This window comes from Comamonas piscis, assembly GCF_014109725.1.
GTDB classification, from domain to species: Bacteria; Pseudomonadota; Gammaproteobacteria; order Burkholderiales; family Burkholderiaceae_C; genus Comamonas; species Comamonas piscis.
In genome coordinates this window covers 3,540,473-3,558,729 of record NZ_CP058554.1, presented here as the reverse complement: position 1 = coordinate 3,558,729, position 18,257 = coordinate 3,540,473, and the positions used below count along the sequence as shown (strand labels likewise).

Annotated in this window: 14 protein-coding genes; 7 read left to right on the top strand and 7 right to left on the bottom strand. The window is 63.6% G+C overall.

Annotation, left to right across the window (positions count from 1 at the left end; translation table 11 throughout):
* Positions 1-144 precede the first annotated feature (144 nt).
* A complete protein-coding gene (locus tag HS961_RS16120) occupies positions 145-567 on the top strand; it encodes an acyl-CoA thioesterase (RefSeq protein ID WP_182323707.1) in 423 nt (140 codons plus the stop codon).
* A gap of 222 nt (positions 568-789) precedes the next feature.
* On the opposite strand, the gene HS961_RS16115 is transcribed toward HS961_RS16120, so the two are convergent.
* Both HS961_RS16115 and HS961_RS16110 read right to left on the bottom strand, forming a co-directional pair.
* The gene (locus HS961_RS16115) at positions 790-3,231 is read right to left on the bottom strand and encodes a membrane-bound PQQ-dependent dehydrogenase, glucose/quinate/shikimate family (protein ID WP_182323705.1); all 2,442 of its coding nucleotides are present in this window, start codon (positions 3,229-3,231) and stop codon (positions 790-792) included.
* Between the two features lie 325 nt (positions 3,232-3,556).
* Positions 3,557-3,916 (bottom strand): hypothetical protein, encoded by a 360-nt coding sequence (locus tag HS961_RS16110; protein WP_182323703.1) that lies wholly within the window; start codon positions 3,914-3,916, stop codon positions 3,557-3,559.
* Between the two features lie 249 nt (positions 3,917-4,165).
* Here HS961_RS16110 and HS961_RS16105 point away from each other — a divergent pair, with 249 nt between their 5' ends.
* Entirely contained in the window at positions 4,166-5,326 is a 1,161-nt protein-coding gene (locus tag HS961_RS16105) for a saccharopine dehydrogenase family protein (protein ID WP_182323701.1), read from the top strand.
* Positions 5,327-5,827: 501 nt separating this feature from the next.
* On the top strand, positions 5,828-6,865 hold the full coding sequence (locus tag HS961_RS16100) for a TRAP transporter substrate-binding protein (RefSeq protein ID WP_182323699.1): 1,038 nt from the start codon (positions 5,828-5,830) through the stop codon (positions 6,863-6,865).
* 112 nt (positions 6,866-6,977) lie between these two features.
* On the opposite strand, the gene HS961_RS16095 is transcribed toward HS961_RS16100, so the two are convergent.
* Both HS961_RS16095 and HS961_RS16090 read right to left on the bottom strand, forming a co-directional pair.
* Entirely contained in the window at positions 6,978-8,834 is a 1,857-nt protein-coding gene (locus HS961_RS16095) for an AMP-dependent synthetase/ligase (protein ID WP_182323697.1), read from the bottom strand.
* 251 nt (positions 8,835-9,085) lie between these two features.
* Positions 9,086-9,619 (bottom strand): DUF2007 domain-containing protein, encoded by a 534-nt coding sequence (locus tag HS961_RS16090; protein WP_182323695.1) that lies wholly within the window; start codon positions 9,617-9,619, stop codon positions 9,086-9,088.
* A gap of 224 nt (positions 9,620-9,843) precedes the next feature.
* Here HS961_RS16090 and HS961_RS16085 point away from each other — a divergent pair, with 224 nt between their 5' ends.
* The 3 genes from HS961_RS16085 to HS961_RS16075 all read left to right on the top strand — a co-directional run bounded on the left by HS961_RS16085 (position 9,844) and on the right by HS961_RS16075 (position 12,855).
* Positions 9,844-10,731, top strand: a complete 888-nt coding sequence (locus HS961_RS16085; protein ID WP_238347628.1) for a 2-keto-4-pentenoate hydratase — start codon at positions 9,844-9,846, stop codon at positions 10,729-10,731.
* Positions 10,732-10,972: 241 nt separating this feature from the next.
* Complete coding sequence (locus HS961_RS16080; protein WP_182328292.1) at positions 10,973-11,887, top strand: alpha/beta hydrolase; 915 nt, start codon at positions 10,973-10,975, stop codon at positions 11,885-11,887.
* Between the two features lie 59 nt (positions 11,888-11,946).
* Entirely contained in the window at positions 11,947-12,855 is a 909-nt protein-coding gene (locus HS961_RS16075) for a YbgC/FadM family acyl-CoA thioesterase (RefSeq protein ID WP_182323693.1), read from the top strand.
* Positions 12,856-13,119: 264 nt separating this feature from the next.
* On the opposite strand, the gene HS961_RS16070 is transcribed toward HS961_RS16075, so the two are convergent.
* Positions 13,120-14,040 (bottom strand): YgfZ/GcvT domain-containing protein, encoded by a 921-nt coding sequence (locus tag HS961_RS16070; protein WP_182323691.1) that lies wholly within the window; start codon positions 14,038-14,040, stop codon positions 13,120-13,122.
* Between the two features lie 46 nt (positions 14,041-14,086).
* On the opposite strand from HS961_RS16070, the gene mltG reads away from it, so the two are divergent.
* A complete protein-coding gene (mltG, locus tag HS961_RS16065) occupies positions 14,087-15,076 on the top strand; it encodes an endolytic transglycosylase MltG (RefSeq protein WP_238347627.1) in 990 nt (329 codons plus the stop codon).
* Positions 15,077-15,173: 97 nt separating this feature from the next.
* Here the strand turns inward: mltG and HS961_RS16060 are convergent, their stop codons facing one another.
* Both HS961_RS16060 and HS961_RS16055 read right to left on the bottom strand, forming a co-directional pair.
* Entirely contained in the window at positions 15,174-17,192 is a 2,019-nt protein-coding gene (locus tag HS961_RS16060; RefSeq protein WP_182323689.1) for a diguanylate cyclase domain-containing protein, read from the bottom strand.
* A gap of 204 nt (positions 17,193-17,396) precedes the next feature.
* Positions 17,397-18,149, bottom strand: a complete 753-nt coding sequence (locus HS961_RS16055) for a sulfite exporter TauE/SafE family protein (protein WP_182323687.1) — start codon at positions 18,147-18,149, stop codon at positions 17,397-17,399.
* Between the last annotated feature and the right edge of the window lie 108 nt (positions 18,150-18,257).

Genomic DNA, 18,257 nt, shown 5'->3' with positions numbered 1-18,257 from the left:
GCGGTAACCGCCTTGATCCTAGGGTTAGCCCTAGATTTACGGCCTTCTCCGCTCTGATTTCTGAGACAGGGGCTTTGTGGCTGTGAAAGTCGGCGACAAGGGCCGGTGGCTGGCGCCTGCAGCCTGGCCGTAATATGCCAGTCTATGAAAATCTTGCTTCCTGACCACAAACGCTGGGTTCATGACTCGGCCATGGACGTTCGCTGGGGGGATATGGACAGCCTGGGCCATGTCAACAACACCGTGTACTTCCGCTACATGGAAAGCGCCCGGGTGGAGTGGCTGCGCTCCACGCGCGATACGCCGCATGGCGCGGGCCAGGGCCCTGTGGTCGTCAACTGCTTTTGCAATTACCTGCGGCAGATCGAGTACCCGGCCCAGCTGGTCGTGAAGATGTTTGTCAGCGATGCGGCACGCACCGCCTTTGAGACCTGGTACCACATTGAAAAAGCCGATGCCCCCGGCGAGGTGTATGCCAGCGGTGGCGCTACCGTGCTGTGGGTGGATTTTGCGCGCCAGAAGGCGGTGGATCTGCCGGACTGGATGCGCGGGATGGTGGAAGGCTGACATCGCCGGATTCTGCCGCGGTTAGCGGGTGTGTAGATGGGCTGATTGCTATGCAATATATAGCAAACGGAAACCTGTGGCAGCTTGTGGTTGGGCGGTAGCACAGTCGGCGTATGGCAAGCGGGCCCGGCATGAAAAAGCCCGGTGAAGGCCTTCCCTTGCGGGAAGTCTTGCACCGGGCTGGGCTGGCAGGCGCTAGCCGCCTGCCAAGATCTCAGCAGATCACTTGCGTGGCAGCGCGTAGGCGATCACATAGTCGCCACGATCAGGCGAGTTGCGGGCGCCGCCTGCGGACACCAGCACAAACTGCTGGCCGGTCACCGGCGATTGGTAGCTGATAGGGGTGCCCTGGCTGCCAACAGGCAGGCGGGCTTTCCACACTTCCTGGCCGGTGCCGGTTTCATAGGCGCGCAGGTAGTAATCCTGCGTGGCAGCGATAAAGACCAGACCGCCTTGCGTGGCCATGGTGCCACCGATGGTGGGCATGCCAATGGGGATGGGCAGGCCCATCTTGATGCCGAAGGGCCCCGTGTCCTTGACGGTGCCCACCGGCACTTGCCAGGCGATCTGCTGGGTCTTCAGATTCACGGCAGTCAGCGTGCCAAAAGGCGGCTTCTGGCAAGGGATCTCCAGCGGCGACATAAAGCGCACCTTGGCATTGATCGCATAGGGCGTGCCGTCCAGCGGCACCGGCTTGGTGATCGCAGCGGCTTCGTTGCCGTCGGACTTGGCGCCGGCATCGGCCGGGTCGGCCTTGATCAGCTGCACTTCCAAGCCCACGCGCATGTCGTTGATGAACAGGTAGTTGTTGGTCGGATCGACCGAGATGCCACCCCAGTTCATGCCGCCCAGCGAGCCGGGCAGGTTCAGGGATGCATCGGTGCCCGGCGGCGTGAACAGGCCGGTGTAGCGCTTGGACTTGAACTTCAGGCGGCAGAGCAGCTGGTCAAACGGCGTCGCACCCCACATGTCGGATTCGCGCATGTCGTCGGCGCCGATATTGGGCATGCCGACCGAGAAGGGCTGCGTGGGCGAATAGGTCTCGCCCTCGATCTTGCCGGCGGGCACGCGGCGCTCTTCCACCTGGGTCAGCGGCTGGCCGGTCGCGCGGTCCAGCACAAAGATCTGGCCAGCCTTGGTGCCAAACACCAGCGCAGGCGTGGTCTTGCCACCGGCGCCGGGGAAGTCTACAAACGAGGGCTGCATCGGTACATCGAAGTCCCAGAGGTCGTCGTGCACGGTCTGGTAGACCCATTTTTCCTTGCCGGTGCTGGCATCCACAGCCAGCATCGAGGCGCCGTACTTGCGGTCCAGCGCGCTGTGCTTCACACCCCAGAGGTCCACCGCCGCACTGCCCACGGGCATGAACACGGTGTTGGACTGCGGGTCGTAGGACATCGGTGCCCAGACATTGGGGGTCGAGCGCACATAGGTCTTGCCGTCTGCTGGCGCGGCCTGGTCCTCGGGGTTGCCCGGGTCAAAGGCCCAGCGCAGCGCGCCGCTCACCACATCAAAGCCACGCACCACGCCGCCAGGCATGTCGGTGCTGACGTTGTCGGCCACGCGGCCGCCAATGACAATGGTAGTGCCTGCCAAGGTGGGGGCGGAAGTGGGGTAGTACTCGCCCTTGTCGGCGCCCTTGCCCATACCGGCGCGCAGGTCCACGCGGCCGTGGGTGCCAAAGTCTTCGCAGAAGGCGCCGGTATCGGCATCCAGCGCAATCAGCTCGGGCGCCACGCTGTTCATCAGAATGCGGCGCTGGCAAGCGGCGCCGGGCGCCACGCTCACCGCTTGTACCGGTGTTGCACCGGCCACGCTGGGCTGGCCGAGGGGTTGGGCCGCATCAAAATAAGCCAGGCCACGGCAGCGCATCCACTTCTTCTGCTTGGCATTGATCTCCGTCTTCCACAGCTCCTTGCCGGTGGTGGCGTCGAGGGCGATCACATTGTTGTGCGGGGTGCAGACAAAGACCTGGTTGCCAATCTGCAGGGGGGTCAGCTGGTCTTCAGCACCGCCGCCGCCAGGGCTGACGGGCACATCACCGGTCTGGTAGCTCCAGGCCTGCTGCAGGTCCTTGACGTTGCTGCGCGTGATCTGGTCCAGCGCCGCAAAGCGGGTGCCGCCCGGCGTGCTGCCATAGTGCGCCCAGTCGGCCGGTGCCTGGCCTTTGGCCACGGGTTGCAGCACCGTGGCATCGGCCTTGGCCGACACCGAGGCGTGGGGCATGAACATGCCGCCCACCGTTGCCAGGCAGCCCAGCAGCAGCAGGCCGGCGATGGCGATGGAGCCGCTCTTGCCAGCGGCCTGGCCGCGTGCACGGCGCAGCAGCGGGAAGGACAGCGCCACCAGAATGCCGATGCCGGCCAGCAGCAGCAGGCGCGAGACCAGCGGCCAGAAATCCAGGCCCACATCGGCGAGCGCCCAGACCGCTGTTGCCAGCAAGGTCAGCGCATACAGCCAGGCGCCACCAGGGCGCGCAGCGGCAATCAGCAAGCCTGCGACGGCCAGCGCAATGCCGCTGATCAGGAAGTACCAACTGCCCTGCAGCGCCACCAGCTGGTAGCCATAGACGGCGAAGAACAGGCCTGCGGCCAGCAGGCACAGGCCCAGGAGAAGCAGCCAGGCCTTGGAAGCCAAGCCGGGTCGCGTGTTATGTTTATCCATTGTGCTAATTAAGTTATGCGAATCGCTGCACCGCTGTGGAGAGACGGATAGCGGGCCTGGGCGCAAAGCCGGGCAGGCCGCTCGCATGGGCTGGAGAGAGGCGCGGTCTTGATCTATGTCATATCCGCGACAGCGCATTATCTGTGCGCTGCAAAGCCGGGGAGGGCGGTAGGTGCAATTTTTTGCGTTGCAAGCGAGCGCATGCCAACACTACCGCACAAAACCACTGCGCCGCTTTATGGCCAGGGCATTCGTACGCGGCAGGCCTATCGCGTACGCAAAGCTGTAACCGATGGGGCTTTGATCAGCGTCTAGGAACCGGCTCTCAAGAGACGCTGGCCTTGGGCAGCGGCGCCTGCCAGCGCGCCACAAACCAGAAGTAAAAACCCGCTGCCGCAAAGATGGCGGACATCACACCCATCAGCAGCTGCATATCCGGGTGGTCGCCGTACGGGCCCCAGACCACGCGGCCCAGCAGGACAGCAACGACGATGGCCGAGACCACCGCGCAGCGCCGGTTGCGCGCCAGCACCCGTTTCTCGGCCTGTGCAATGAACAGCTCGGCATGTTCACCACTGAAGCCTGCGGCCTCCAGCTTGGCCAGCAGATCCTCGCGTGACTTGCCTTTGACGATGTCACGTGCCAGCAGATAGCGAAGAACTTTGTTGGATGCGGAGTCGGCCATAGTCTGAGAACGGGGTGCAGTAAATACGGAGGAAAGAGAAGAACGCGAGCCGCCCATTGTGCCTGCAGGCGCTAAGCCCTTGATTCATGACGCAATAACCTACGGGTTAACCATTAATACAGTTAATACGCAGTCATTTTTTGTCGTAATGACTAGATAAAACAGATAATATGACGGTTTAATATATTCATTTTGACATGGCCTGGCTGTAACATTTCTCCATCATCCACCCTGATCAGAGAGCCAACCATGAGCGACAAAACCAGCAAAAAAACCGCACCAGCAACAAAAGCTGCAATCCCATCGGCCGCTGCCGATAAGAAGGTCACCATCTTGGGAGCCGGAAAAATCGGCTTTGCGATGGCCGTGCTGCTGCAAGCGGCGGGTGGCTACCAGCTGCGCATTGCCGACCAGTCCCAGGCGCAACTCAAGGCGGCAGAGGCCCTGGGCCTGGAGACTGTGCAGATCGGCAAGGGCGGTGACCTGGAGCCCGCTGTGCAAGGCCAGTTTGCAGTGCTCAATGCGCTGCCTTTCCACATGGCGATTGAGGTGGCCGGGGTGGCCGCCGCGCATGGCGTGCATTACTTTGACCTGACCGAAGACGTGCAGTCTACCCATGCGATCCGCAAGATCGCCGCCAAGGCAGGCAGTGTGCTGATGCCCCAGTGCGGCCTGGCCCCTGGCTTTATCGGCATTGTGGGCAATGACGTGGCCAAGCATTTCGACACCTTGCACGACCTGAAGATGCGCGTGGGTGCGTTGCCCCGTTACCCGCAGGGCAGCCTGCGCTACAACCTGACCTGGAGCACCGAGGGCCTGATCAACGAGTACATCAACCCTTGTGAAGCCCTGGTAGATGGCCAGCCGCTGACGGTGCACGCGCTGGAAGGCCTGGAGACCTTTGCGCTGGATGGCATCGAGTACGAGGCCTTCAACACCAGCGGTGGCCTGGGCACGTTGACGGAGACCTGGGCCGGCAAGGCGCGCAATGTGGATTACAAGTCCATCCGCTACCCCGGCCACTGCGCCATCTTGAAGATCTTGCTCAACGAACTCAAGCTGCGCGACAAGCGCGAGCTGCTCAACGAGATTTTTGACAACGCCATCGCCGCCACCCGCCAGGATGTGATCGTGATCTTTGCCAGTGCCAGCGGCTACAAGGGTGAGCGTCTGATGCAGGAGTCCTACTCGGCCCGTATCGTCGGCACTACAGTGGCCGGCCATGCGCTGACCGCCATCCAGCTGACCACCGCTGCCGGCATCTGCTGCGCGCTGGATTTGGTGGCCAGCGGCGTGCTGCCCCAAAAGGGCTTCATCGCGCAAGAGTCGATCCAGTTGAGCGACTTCATCGCGAACCGTTTTGGCCAGTACTACCGGGCGCAGGACCTGAACGCCGCTCTCGCGGGCTGAGGCATCCGCCTTGTCTGCCGCAGTGTGCCCCGCGAGTGACCGCCAACTGCCGTCCCAAGCGGCGGGATAGCGCGGCCGCGAGCAGCGCAGTCTGCTGTGGGGCGCACACATCTATCCGCTAAAAAATGGCTGCTTTCTTCCCGGAGAGGGGAGGAAAGCAGCTATTATTTTTGTAGTTTCAGAAAGTATGGGGTGTGACTAAATGCTAGTCGCTACCGACTTCTGTCTCCCGCAACAGATGACTTGCATCAAGCAATGTCTCTCCGGTGATCGATAGCGATTGCTTTGTTGCGCAAGCCAAGATAGATTGCGTCGGCTCCTCACACAAGTGGTGCGTTAGTGACCAAATAAATCGAATGGCATGGTTGCTGAATGCGTCGCATGGCTTGCCATGTGCCAGCGGGAAGCGTATCGCTCTTAGTGGGGCTTTTCAGTACACATGCGGCCTGCAGCATCCTTGTGGATGGGGAATGCCTGGCCCAGATACCAAGGAATCGTCAAATGGCAGATCACAACACCAACAAAACGCTGGTCAGTCCGTCTCGGCGCAAGGCGCTCGCCAGCATGGGGCTGGCCGCTGGCTCGGGTCTGGTCTGGTCGCTGCCCAACATCGCCAGAGCGGCCGCGACGCCGCTGAAGTGCGCCGGCGCCTATACCGACACGCTGTTCCACACCCGCAACCTGACGCAGTTTGCACGTGAGGCCAATGGGCTGAGCCAGGGCGGCATGCAGATCGAAGTGGTCACCAATGCCAAGCTGATGCCGATGAACCAGGTCATGCCTGCGCTCAGCAAGGGCGATCTGGCGATCGGTGAGATCTTCATGTCGAATTTCAGCGACCAGTACCCGGCCTTTGCCATCGACTCGCTGCCCTTTATCGTGCGCAGCTTTGACGATGCCAAGCGCCTGTGGGCGGCCACCCGAGAGCCGATCGAGGCCTTGCTCAAGAAGCAGGGTATCCGCTTGCTGTACACAGCACCTTGGCCAGGCCAAGGCCTGTTCTCGCGCAACGCCGTGAACAAGCTCGACGACGTCAAGGGCCAGAAGTTCCGCGTTAACAACGTGGCTTCGAAGTACATCGCCGAAGTGGCTGGTGCCACCCCGGTCGACACCCCCGCCAATGACCTGGCCAAGGCCATCCAGGCCGGCAAGGTCGATGTCATGCTGACATCCAGCACCACGGGCGTGGACAGCCAGTCTTGGAACGCCATGGGCCTGTTTATTGACATGCGCGCCTGGATTCCGAAGAACCTGATTCTGATGAGCGAGAAGAGCTGGTCGGGCCTGACCGATGGCGCCAAGACGGCTCTGGATACCGCCGCCAAGCAGGCCGAGGCACGTGGCTGGCAACTGGCCAAGGATGCCGACGACGCTGCACAAAAGGTGCTGGTGGAGCATGGCACCAAGATCAGCCAGCCTTCCTACGAGCTGCGCCGCGCGCTGGACCTGATGGGCGAAAAGTTCGCCCGTGAGTGGTCGTCCAAGGCCGGCGTCGATGGTGCAGCCGCCTTGCTGAACTACTACTTCCCGAAGAAGTAAAAGCCGCAGCTGTGTCGGCGTGCCTGTATGGCAGGCCGCTGAGCAACAGAGAACAAAAAAACCGCCGATGCCTGCCAAGGGCATCGGCGGTTTTTGCATGTGACAGGGCTGCTTATTTGGCGTAGATGTTCGCGATCTCGGCGGCGAACTTCTGCATCAGCTGGGGGCGGCGCAGCTTCAAGGTGGGGGTCATCAGGCCGTTGTCGATGTTCCAGGGCTCGGTCACCAGGTAGACGGCGCGTGGCACCGCATATTTGGCAAGGCCTTGGCATTGCGCCGCAATACGCGCCAGTGCGGCCTTGCGCACGGCGCTGGCTTGCAGGCTGACGGCATTGTCGGGATCCAGGCCCAGGCCTTGCGCCAGCTGCTTCCATTCCTCGCGGTTGACCACGGCGATGCAGGCGATAAAGGGCTGCTGCTCGCCGACCACAAAGCTTTGCTCGAACAGCGGGTCGGCGCAAAGGGCTTGCTCAATGTCCGAAGGCGGCACCTTCTCGCCGGTGGCGGTAACAATGATTTCCTTGATGCGGCCCACAATGCGCACTTCGCCGTTCACCAGCTCGGCCTGGTCGCCGGTGCGCAGCCAGCCGTCATCGGTAAAGGCCAGGCGCGTGTCCTCGGGCCGGCCCCAATAGCCCATCATGATGTTGGGGCCGCGCGCCTGCAGCTCCTTGTTCTCGCCAATCCGCACCTCCATGCCATCGAGCGGCTTGCCGACGGTCGATGGGTCATTCCGCTCCAGCGAGTTGGCGGTCAGCACCGGTGAGGTCTCCGTCATGCCAAAGCCCTGCAGCATGTTCAGCCCCAGGCCCAGAAAACTGTGCGAGACCATCGACGGTATGGGTGCACCGCCGGTGACCGCAATGCGCAGCCGGCCGCCAAACAAATCCAAAATCGGCTGCGCGACTTTTTTCTGCAGCAGCGACCAGGGTAGCCAGCGCGCCCAGCCGCCTTGGGGCGCATCGGTGTTGACGAGGCCATGGGCTTCGCAATGGCGGGCCCAGCCTTTGGAGACAGCGGCGGCAAACAGCGCGCGCTTGAAGGCCGATTTGGCCAGCTTCTCTTGGACTTTGGCGTAGATGCGCTCATAGATGCGTGGCACCGACACCAGGATGGTGGGGCGGATGCTCAGCATGTCCTCGGCCAGCAAGGCGACCGAGCGGGCATAAACCACCGTGCTGGCCACCGCCATCGGCAGGTAGTAGCCACAGCTGCGCTCAAAGGTGTGCGACACCGGCAAGAAAGACAGAAACACATCGTCTTGGGTAGGCACGACGCGGCCAAGCACCGCCTTCACGTCGCTCAGCACATTCTGGTGGCTCAGCATCACGCCCTTGGGCTTGCCAGTCGTGCCGCTGGTGTAGACGATGGCGGCCATGTCCTGGGCCTCTGGCCCCTGGCTGGACGGTGCTGGGGCGGCGCTGGCTTGGGCTTCGGCCAGCCAGTCCTGCAGCCTGACCAGGCGTGGTAAGCCTTCGTTGTCAGTCGGTACCGAGATGGCCGCTTGCTGCGGGTCATCAATCACCACACAGCGCAGCGCCGGCAGCGGCGTGCCGGTTGCCGCGATCTGTTGCCAGGTCTCCAGCCGGTTGATCAGCAGCAGCGAGGCACCGGCATCGGCCAGGATAAAGGCGATATTGCCGGGGTTGTCATTGGCATGCAAGGGCACGGTGGCACAGGCCTGGGCCATGCCGGCCTGGTCAATGCAGATGGCGTGGACGCTGTTCGTCAGCAAGGTGGCGATGCGTGCGCCGCGCACCAGTTGCAGGCCCTGCAGCGCCTGGCCCCAAAGCGCCACCTTGGCTTGCATATCTCCCCAGCTAAAGGACTGCCAGGCGTTGCTGCCCGCGTCAAACCAGCGGTAGGCCTCGCGCGCTGGCGAGCTGGTGCAGCGGTAGGCAAAGAGTTGGGGCAGGGTAGACAGGTCACGCAGCTCGGATGGCAGTGGCGTGGAAAGCGGCTCGTTCATGGTCTCAATTTCTCCTGGGCGTCATCATCGCATCGGTGCGCCTCGGTCTTGGCCATTTGTTGGCCAAACCCGGGCTGGGTTGCTGCGATTTGCAACGACGCGATTGTCTGCAGCAGCGGCTGAGCGTCGCGCATAAATCCATGCCAGCGCGTTTTATGGACCGATGAGGTATCGATTTTTGATACTTTGGTGCAGCGCGCTGCTGTAAGAGATGCACGAAACGGTCCGCTTGCTCAGCCGCTACCGCAGCCTCAGTTTGGGATCGACGGTGCCGGGCGCTGCTGGGCGTTGCCGCCTGCTTCCCTTTGCGCTGGGTCCGAAGCGCCGCTGCCATCGGGCGTATCAGGCTGTGCGGGTGTGCTCAGCACATAGTTCAGGCACAGGGCCAGCAGCGCGGCGGCGGCTGCCCACCAGCAGGGGTACCAGCGCCGTGCAGAGCGGTGGCGGTCTTGTGAGGATGCCGTGCCCTCACGCGGGTTGCAGGCCAGGTCAAAGCGCGAATCATGCGCGGGCTCGGCCGGCGGCTGCGCGGCCAGGCTGGGGTCGGCGCTGGCCAGCTCGTCATCGTCCATCAGCGGTGCGCGCTCCCAGTCCTCCAGCGCGCGGCGCGCGGCGGACCAGTCGGCATCATCCACCAGCAAACGCAGCAAGGTGCCGGCGGGCAGCTCACCAATGGCGCCTTGCAGATGCTCGCCACTGACAAAACTGGTGATGCCATGCTGGCGCAGCACATCTTGCAGAACATGGGCCTGGACGGCGTTGGCGGGCTCATAAACACTGCGCATCTGGGGTCTCCTGTCGCCGGGTGGTCATGCAAATACTATAGCGCCTGTGGCTTGTTGGCTATGGCGGGCATGACCGGCATCAAGGTTCGGGCGGCTATTTGGCGCTGCTGCCTGCATGCTGCGCGCTTTCCCTAATCAAGCCCGGCGAGGCGGGTGGTATGTTAGTGCCGGGAGCGGCGTGCTAAGCCGCATTCAGCACAGGTTTTTGGAACAGGAGACTTTGGATGATGCACCCCGTTTTGCGTTTTCGACTCTCCCCGCTTTGGCTGGCGGCCGGGTTGGCTGCATCCAGTGGCATAGCCCAGGCCGCTTGCCTCGATGATGCCCAGGTGGCGCAGTGGCTGCAGGCCTATGAGGCCAAGCAGCCGGTGCCCGCAGCCGCTGCGATGACCGAGGCCGATGGCAAATGCAGCCGCAACAAGCTCAATGCTGCCTGGGTGGCCCAAGGCAAAAAGCCTATCGGCTACAAAGCCGGGCTCACCAGCACGGCCATGCAAAAGCGTTTTCAAACCGACAAGCCGGTCTGGGGCGTGCTGTACGAAGGCGCGCTCTTGCCCAACCGCAGCAGCGTGCCAGCGGCCTTTGGCGCGCGGCCGATGTTTGAGGCGGACATGCTGGTGCGCGTCTCCAGCAGCGCCATCAACCGCGCCACCACGCCGCTGCAGGTGCTCAACAACATTGACCGTATCGTCCCCTTTGTCGAGCTGCCCGACCTGGTGGTCGAGAACCCCGCGCAGCTCGATGGCGCGGCCGTTGAGGCCATGAATGTGGGCGCCCGCATGGGCGTGATGGGCAATGCCATGCGGGTGCCGCAGTTCCGCGCCGAGCGCTATGCGCTGTTGAATGCGCTGCAGAGCATGCAAGTGGATATCACCGACCAGAGCGGGGCGCGGCTGGGCGGTGGGCGCGGCGGTGATCTGATGGGCCAGCCCCTCCTTGCCGTGGTCTGGCTGGCGCAGGCGCTGCAGGCCGAAGGGCAGCGGCTCAAGGTGGGGGACTGGATCAGCCTGGGCTCGTATTCGGCGCTGATGCCGCCGCAGCCCGGCCAGCAGATCCGGGTGGACTACAAGGGGCTGCCAGGTGCAGAGCCGGTGGAGCTGCGCTTCGAGTAACCAGCCTGCAGCGGGCATTGACGAGGGCTCTGCCAAATCGGCAGGGCCTTTTTACATGGGTGACCGACGCGCCCCGTTGTGAATCGGCAATGGCTGATAATCAGCCGGCCCTTTCCCTGAACTGCGCCCCTGCATGCCTGCGGGGCAACGATGTATGTCTGACGCCCCAGCCCGCTCCAAAGTCCATCTCCCCGCCGAACTCAGCATGCCTGCCGATGTGATCGCAGAGCTGACCCCGACGATGCGCAGCGTGGTCGAACGCATGGCCCGCGCCCAGCACACCCCCATGTGGGAGATGTCGGTAGAGCAGGCGCGCCAAGCCTATGGCATTGGCGCGGGGGTGCTGGAGATTGCCAAACCCACGCTGGAGCGCGTGGAGGATTTCCATATTCCTGCGCGCGATGGTTTTCAGATACCCGCGCGGCTGTATGCCAGCAGCTGGGACCCCTTGCAGCCGGTGCTGCTGTTCACCCATGGTGGCGGTTTCACCATCGGCAGTGTGGATACGCATGACATTCTGTGCCGCGAGCTGGCGCATCAAGCAGGCTGCATGGTCGTCTCCGTAGACTACCGCCTGGCGCCCGAGCACCGCTTTCCGACCGCCAGCAACGATGCCTGGGATGCCTTGCAGTGGCTGGTGGCCGAGGGCATGGCGCTGGGCGCAGATACCCGCCGTATAGCTGTGGGCGGCGACAGCGCAGGCGGCACCCTGGCAGCGGTTAACGCCATCCTGGCGCGCGATGCCGGTATCGACCTGGCCTTGCAGTTGCTGATCTACCCTGGCTGCGCGGCGCACCAGGACACACCCTCGCATGCGCGCTACAGCCAGGGCCCGATTCTGACCAAAACGATGATCAGCTGGATGTTCAGCAACTACCTGCGTTCGTTGGCTGACCGCGAAGACTGGCGTTTTGCGCCGCTGCTGGCGCCGGATCTGCAGGGCCTCGCCCCTGCCAGCATCCACCTGGCGCAATGCGATTCGCTGGTGGACGAGGGCGTGATGTATGCCGACCGACTGCGCGCTGCCGGCGTCGATGTTGAACTGCACACCTATGCTGGCGTGGCCCATGAGTTTGTGAAGATGGGCCGCGCGCTGAAGGAAGCACGGGCCTGCCATGCGCAGATGGCCCAGGCGCTGCGGGCGGCCTTTGACTGAGGACGGCGCTGCAACCAGTCCGCCTATTGATTGCCAATTTTGAGAATACCGACAACACCATGAGCACCTCCCAGATCCTGTTTGACACCCCCGCCCAAAGCCTGGCCGATTTCCGCTGCCGCAGCCGCCAGCGCGTGCGCTGGTCCGAGGTGGACCTGCAGAAGGTGGTCTTCAACGCCCACTATCTGAGCTATGTGGACATTGCGATGTCCGAGTACTGGCGCCAACTGGCCGTGCCTTATGAAGAGGGCATGCAGCGCCTGGGCGGCGAGCTGTTTCTGCGGGCCACGCAGCTGGAGTTCCATGCCTCGGCACGGCTCGATGATGTGATCGATATTGGTCTGCGCGTGGCCAAGCTGGGCAATACCTCGGTGCAGTACGAAGCGGCCATCTACTGCGCGGGCAGCTTGCTGGCCACCGCCACGATGGTGTATGTGTTTGCCGACAAGGCGCAGCAGCCCCAGCCACTGCCCGAGGCCTACCGCAGCATGGTGCAGCGCTTTGAAGCGGGCAAAGACATGGTGGAGGTGACAACCGGCAGCTGGAATGTGCTGGGCCAGGAGGCGATGCGCCTGCGCATGCAGGTCTTTGTGCGCGAGCAGGGCATTCCAGCTGAGATCGAGGCCGATGCTTTTGATGTCAGCTCGCTGCATGCGGTGGCGCTCAATGGCCTGGGCATGTGCGTGGCCACCGGCCGCATGCTGCCCAGCGCGCAGGAAGAAAACCGTGCCGATGTGATGCGCATTGGCCGCATGGCGGTTGCCAAGCCACTGCGAGGCAGCAGCCTGGGCCGCCAGGTGCTCGATGCGCTGGTGGATGCCGCTGCGCGCCAAGGCAAACGCCAGGTGGAGCTGCATGCCCAGCGCACGGCAGAGAACTTTTACCTGCGCGCTGGTTTTAGCGTCGTGGGCGAGCCTTATGAAGAAGCTGGAATTGCCCACATTTCCATGTGCAAGAACCTGCGCTGATTCTGATCCTGATGGCCATATGCAGTTGGCAAATAAAAAGCCGGGTCTGGTTTCCCAGACCCGGCAAGTGTGATGGTCAAGATGCGCTTGAGTAGTTGTAGCTGATTGCTTGCAGCTGCCGTTTTGGCGACTCCTGCTCGCAAAGTCATGCAATTTTAGCAAATTACCGCGCAAATGCCATAAAAATTCTGTAACGGCTGCTGCAGCGGAATTTTTGCTTGAGAAATTGTCGTATTTGTGATGAAGCAGATAGTTACGTCTGCATCAAATATCTTCTTTCAGCGCGTAAGGCAGGGCCAGGATCTGCAAGGCCGCGCCCGTGCTGCTGCCCAGGTGCAGCGGCTCGCTGGCAGCGGCAATCTGCATGGACACCAGCGCTTCAAAGCCGGATGCGCTGGCCGCCGCCTGCACCACGGTGCCCACCGGCTGGCTGTCATCGCTGGCGGCAAACACTTCTTGCCCCACCTGCGGCTGCTCTGCCGCGCTCAGCCGGTACATGCGGCGCTTGAGCGTGCCCCGAAACTGGCTGCGTGCCACCACTTCCTGGCCGGGGTAGCAGCCTTTTTTAAAGCTCACGCCATCGACCGATTCAAAGTTCAGCATCTGCGGCACAAAGGCATCCACGACGGGCGTGGTGATCAGCGCCACCCCTGCTTGCACAGCAGACAGGTGCCAGGCCTCTGGCGCAATGGCAGGGCTGGCGCTGATCTGCGCGGGCAGGGCGCTGGCAGCGGGAGCAGCGAGCAAGGCGCGGCTCTCACCCTCGGCGGCATAGAGGCGCACCACCGAGGCATCGCCCAGCGCCAGCACCTGCCAGGGCGCCAGGCTGCGGGCCTCGGCGGGCACAGCATCGCCAGCGAGGCCCAGCAGTTGCACGGCGTCGGTCGCATCGCTCAGCTTGCACTTGGCGCGCATCACAAACATCGACAAGCGCTTGAGCGTGGCCGGCAGCACATCGCGGCTGGTGATCAACCAAAACTCGCCGGCGCTGCGCTTGATAACGACAAAGCTGGCCTGCATGCGGCCCTTGGCGGACAGAAATGCCGCTAGCCTTGCCTGGCCCACCGGCAGCAGCTGCACGTCATGGCTGAGCTGGCCTTGCAAGAAGCTGGCGGCGTCGTCGCCTTCGGCGCGGATGACGCCCAAATGCTGGAGCGAAAGGTGTCCCTGAATGGCTTGAGTCATGGGGTGAATTATGATGCTCGATCCATTGCACTGAGGCGGTAGGGTTGTGAAGCGTTTATTGAAATTGATCGTCGTGGTTTTGCTGGCGGCAGCCGGGGCTGGCTATGTCTGGTTGAACCAGCCGTTGGCGCTGGCCAAGGGCGGCCCCACCGTGGAGCTGGAGATAGAACCCGGCACCTCGCCGCGTGCGGTGGCACAGTCGGTGAAGGCTGTGGGTATCGAGGTGAACCCGGATCTGCTGTACTGGTGGTTCCGGCTTTCGGGCCAGGATCGCAAGATCCGTGCGGGCAACTACGAGATACCTGCAGGCACGTCGCCACGCAGCCTGCTCGCGCGCCTGGTGCGCGGCGAAGACAGCCAGCGCGTGCTGACCATTGTCGAGGGCTGGAACCTGCGCCAGATGCGCGCGGCCCTGGCCAAGGAAGAGCATCTGCGCCACGACACGGCCGCGATGACGCCCGAAGAAATCATGGCCGCGCTGGGCCGGCCTGAGGTGGCCGCCGAGGGCCGGTTTTTCCCCGACACCTATGCATTTGCCAAGGGCAGCAGCGATCTGGCTCTGATGCGCCGCGCGATGCTGGCGATGGACAAGCGGCTTGAAGCCGTCTGGTCGCTCAATGCCGCGAACAGCCCGCTCAAAACCCCGCAGGATTTGCTGACCCTCGCCAGCATTGTCGAGAAGGAAACCGGCCGGGCAGAGGACCGGGCCATGGTGGCGGGCGTGTTCATCAACCGCCTGCGCATCGGCATGCTGCTGCAGACCGACCCAACCGTGATTTATGGCCTGGGCGACAAGTTTGATGGCAATCTGCGCAAGCGCGATCTGCAGACCGATACCCCCTGGAATACCTACACCCGCGCCGGCCTGCCGCCCACCCCCATTGCGATGCCAGGCAAGGCCTCGCTGATGGCCGCCATCCAGCCGGAAACCACCAAGGCGCTGTACTTTGTCGCCAAGGGCGATGGCAGCAGCCATTTCAGCCAAAGCCTGGACGAGCACAACCGCGCGGTAAACACCTATATTCGCGGACGCTAGTCGCGGGCGCGGGCTGCTGATGCCCGCCGTACAGTGATAGACAGGAAGCCAGCCATAGCGCTGGCTTTTTCTTTCAGTGGGGCAGAAGCCCTCTGCCTTATGGGCTGCCGCCGGCCAGCGCCTCGGTGTAGAAGGCGTAGCGCCCCCGGCCCTGCTGCTTGGCTTGGTAGAGCGCCATGTCAGCCTTGCGCAGCAGGCTGTCGGGGCCTTCGGTGCCCGAGGGCTGGGTCAGCAGGCTGATGCCGACGGACACGCCAATGCGGACCCGGTGGCCGTCAATCTCGTAGTCGGCGCTCAAGCGGTCGATCACGCGCTGCGCCAGGCTGGCAGCGGCCTGGGCCGACGAGGCCTTTTGGACAATGCAGAATTCGTCGCCGCCCATGCGTACCACCAGGTCGCTGTCGCGCAGCAGCTCGCGCAGGCGCTGGGCCACGGCGCAGAGCAAAGCATCGCCGGTGGCATGGCCGTGGGTGTCGTTGACCTGTTTGAAACGGTCCAGATCCAGGTACAGCAAGGCGCCGGTGGTGCCATCGGGCGTGCAGATCGGCTTTTGCAGCAGGCTGCGGTTGGGCAGGCCGGTCAAAGGATCGTGCAGCGCCAAGTAGGCCACCTCGGCCTGGGCGCGCTTGCGGTCATCGACGTCTTCGAGCACGCCCAGCCATTCGCTCACCCGCTGCTGCGCATCCAGAATGGCGGCGCCCCGGGCCCGCATCCAGCGCCAGGCGCCGTCCTCGGTGCGCAAGCGCAGCTCCACATCCAAACTGTGGTTGGGGTCGCGCAAGCAGGGCTCGGTCTGGCTTTGTAGTTGCGCGGCATCGTCGGGGTGGATATGGCGCAGCCAACCGAGTTGCAGCGCCTGGGCATCGGGCACGCCGCCCAGCGCCTGCCAGCCCACGATGGACAGCGCCCGGCCCCTGGCATCCAAACTCCATTGCACGGAGGTGCCAGCATGCGCCAAGGTGCGGGCGCGTTGCTCGCTGGCGGCCAAGGCGGCGGCCACCTGCTGCTGCGCGGCCAGGGTCGACTCCAGCTGCGCACGCGACTGGGCCAGGCTCTGGCGCAGCATTTCAAACTCCCTCACCTTGACGACAGGGCCGTCGTCGTTGCTACTGGCGTAGGAAGCTCCGGTGCGCGAGCAGATCGTCAGCTGCCGAATAGGCCGCAAGAGCTGGCGCGACACCCAGGCGCAGAGCAGGCCGGCGATGGCCAGCGCCAACAGGCTGGCCAGTACGATGTCGATCACCGGCCTTTGCCAGCGCGCGTTGAAAGCCTCAAGGGGTTCGCCGGCCACCACCACCCAGCCGGGTGTTTTGGGCAGCTGGTAAAAGCTGAAAACCACCTGGCCGCCATCGGCCCGCTGGGCTTCAAAGCTGCCCCGGTGCGCGCCCACCGCCTGCAGCCGTTCCCAGTCCGGCACCGTGGTGCCGATAAAGCGCTCAGCATGGGCAGAGCGGGCCAGAATCTGGCCCTGGCCATCGGTGATGGCGATCAGCACCCCATCGCTGGTTTGGCTCGGCGCCGTGCTCACCATGTCGGCAGGCGGGCTGGTCAGCACCAGCACTTGCCGGGATGTGGGGCGTGGGCGTACCGCCATCGCGATGACGGGGGTGCCATTCTGAAAAAAGAGCTGGGAGAAGCGGGGTTCTCCGCCCTGCAGTGCCTCCACGGCCAATGCCTGGGGGATGGCCAGCGAAGTGGACGCATGGGAAGACGCCGTGTCTGGCTGCGCCTGGCCCGGGGTCATCACCACCAGGCTGCTGTGCGCACCCATGCCGGTCAGGTGCAGCCATTTGTCCAGCGCCTCGGGGTTGCGGAGATTGCCCTCGGCACCAAAGGCCTGCAGCATGGTCGCCCGGCTGAGCAGATCGGCCTCTGCCGCCTGGCCCAGATTACTGGTGATGTCCAGCATGCGGTTGAGGCTGCTGTCCCGGTACGACTGCGCGACATGCTGCACCGTGTAGATGCCGGCAGCCAGAATCGGCAGCGCAGCGGCCAGCATCAGCAGCACCAGGTAGGTGCTCAGGCTGCGCGCGCCCACGGCAGCGCCGTCCAAGGCATGGCCATTGGACGGCATGGCTGGCGCGGTCAAAAGGGTCAGGGGGCGACGTGAAGGCATGGGCGGGGGCTCAGTGCTGGCGCATGGCCGGATGCGCGGCGGGCTGGGCAGCCTGGGCTGACAAGAGCCGATAGGATTATCCTATGTGTTTTTGGTTTTTTGCCGCTCACGGCGCTGTTCTGACAATTGTTATACGAGCGGCCTGTCGCGCCTCCTGAGCAATGCGGAAGGCTTGCTGGCTAGCTGTCGGTTGCGAACAACAGCTCAAGCCCAGTTGGACGCCAACATGGCCAAGCCGGCGAGGGTCAGCAGGCCCAGCACTACGCGCTTGAAGGCGATGTCGCTGATGCGCTCATAGAGCTTGGCGCCCCACAGCGAAGGCAGCAGCATTGCTGGCAGCGCCACTGCCAGCTGCGGCAGCATGCGCTGGCTGACAAGACCGGTGGCCACATAGCTTGCGAAGGTGACGGCCAGCATCGTCAGGTTGAAGTTCTGGATCACCTGGCGCTGGGTGTCGCGCGCCATGCCGGTGATCTGGCACCACAGCGTGGGCACCACGCCCGAGAAGCCGCCCAGCGCGGCCATGGCGCCACCGACCAGCCCTGCCAAGCCATTGGCCAGCGAGCGCCCGGGTCCTTCACTCAATGGCCCCGAGGCCAAGCCACCCAAGCGGTGGGAGAAGGCCATCAGCGGGCAGAAGATGACCAGCAGCGCGCCCAAAACGGTCTTGAACAGCTGGGCATCGAGCATCGGCAGCAGCCGCAGGCCCAGTGGCAGGCCGCAGAGCCCGCCCAGCAAGAAGGGCCAGAGCATGCGCCAGTCAAAGCCGCGCCGCACCTTCAAGGCCTGGATGATCTGCCCACACAAACCCCCAAACACCGCCAGCACTGCGGCCAGCGAAGGCTCCAAGGTCCATGCCCAGAGCGCCATCGCCGTCATGCTGTAGCCAAAGCCCGAGAGACCTTGCACAAAGCCGGCCAGGGCGGCGCCTATGGCGATGATGAGGAGGGTGTCCATGCGCGTAAGTCTCCAGCGTCGGGATAGAACCCAAGCCTGTTGTTGTTCGTTCTTGGTGGTGAAAGGGCGGAAAAAAGCGACCCGCTGGGGTCGCTTTGGAAAGATGCC

Excerpts from the sequence above, each read along its gene's own strand:
- HS961_RS16055 (WP_182323687.1), bottom strand. The coding sequence starts at position 18,149 with ATGGACACCCTCCTCATCATCGCCATAGGCGCCGCCCTGGCCGGCTTT.
- HS961_RS16090 (WP_182323695.1), bottom strand. The coding sequence starts at position 9,619 with ATGCGCAGTGTTTATGAGCCCGCCAACGCCGTCCAGGCCCATGTTCTG.
- HS961_RS16105 (WP_182323701.1), top strand. The coding sequence starts at position 4,166 with ATGAGCGACAAAACCAGCAAAAAAACCGCACCAGCAACAAAAGCTGCA.
- HS961_RS16080 (WP_182328292.1), top strand. The coding sequence starts at position 10,973 with ATGCGCAGCGTGGTCGAACGCATGGCCCGCGCCCAGCACACCCCCATG.
- HS961_RS16120 (WP_182323707.1), top strand. The coding sequence starts at position 145 with ATGAAAATCTTGCTTCCTGACCACAAACGCTGGGTTCATGACTCGGCC.
- HS961_RS16075 (WP_182323693.1), top strand. The coding sequence starts at position 11,947 with ATGAGCACCTCCCAGATCCTGTTTGACACCCCCGCCCAAAGCCTGGCC.
- HS961_RS16085 (WP_238347628.1), top strand. The coding sequence starts at position 9,844 with ATGATGCACCCCGTTTTGCGTTTTCGACTCTCCCCGCTTTGGCTGGCG.
- HS961_RS16115 (WP_182323705.1), bottom strand. The coding sequence starts at position 3,231 with ATGGATAAACATAACACGCGACCCGGCTTGGCTTCCAAGGCCTGGCTG.
- HS961_RS16060 (WP_182323689.1), bottom strand. The coding sequence starts at position 17,192 with ATGCCTTCACGTCGCCCCCTGACCCTTTTGACCGCGCCAGCCATGCCG.
- HS961_RS16100 (WP_182323699.1), top strand. The coding sequence starts at position 5,828 with ATGGCAGATCACAACACCAACAAAACGCTGGTCAGTCCGTCTCGGCGC.
- HS961_RS16110 (WP_182323703.1), bottom strand. The coding sequence starts at position 3,916 with ATGGCCGACTCCGCATCCAACAAAGTTCTTCGCTATCTGCTGGCACGT.
- HS961_RS16095 (WP_182323697.1), bottom strand. The coding sequence starts at position 8,834 with ATGAACGAGCCGCTTTCCACGCCACTGCCATCCGAGCTGCGTGACCTG.
- HS961_RS16070 (WP_182323691.1), bottom strand. The coding sequence starts at position 14,040 with ATGACTCAAGCCATTCAGGGACACCTTTCGCTCCAGCATTTGGGCGTC.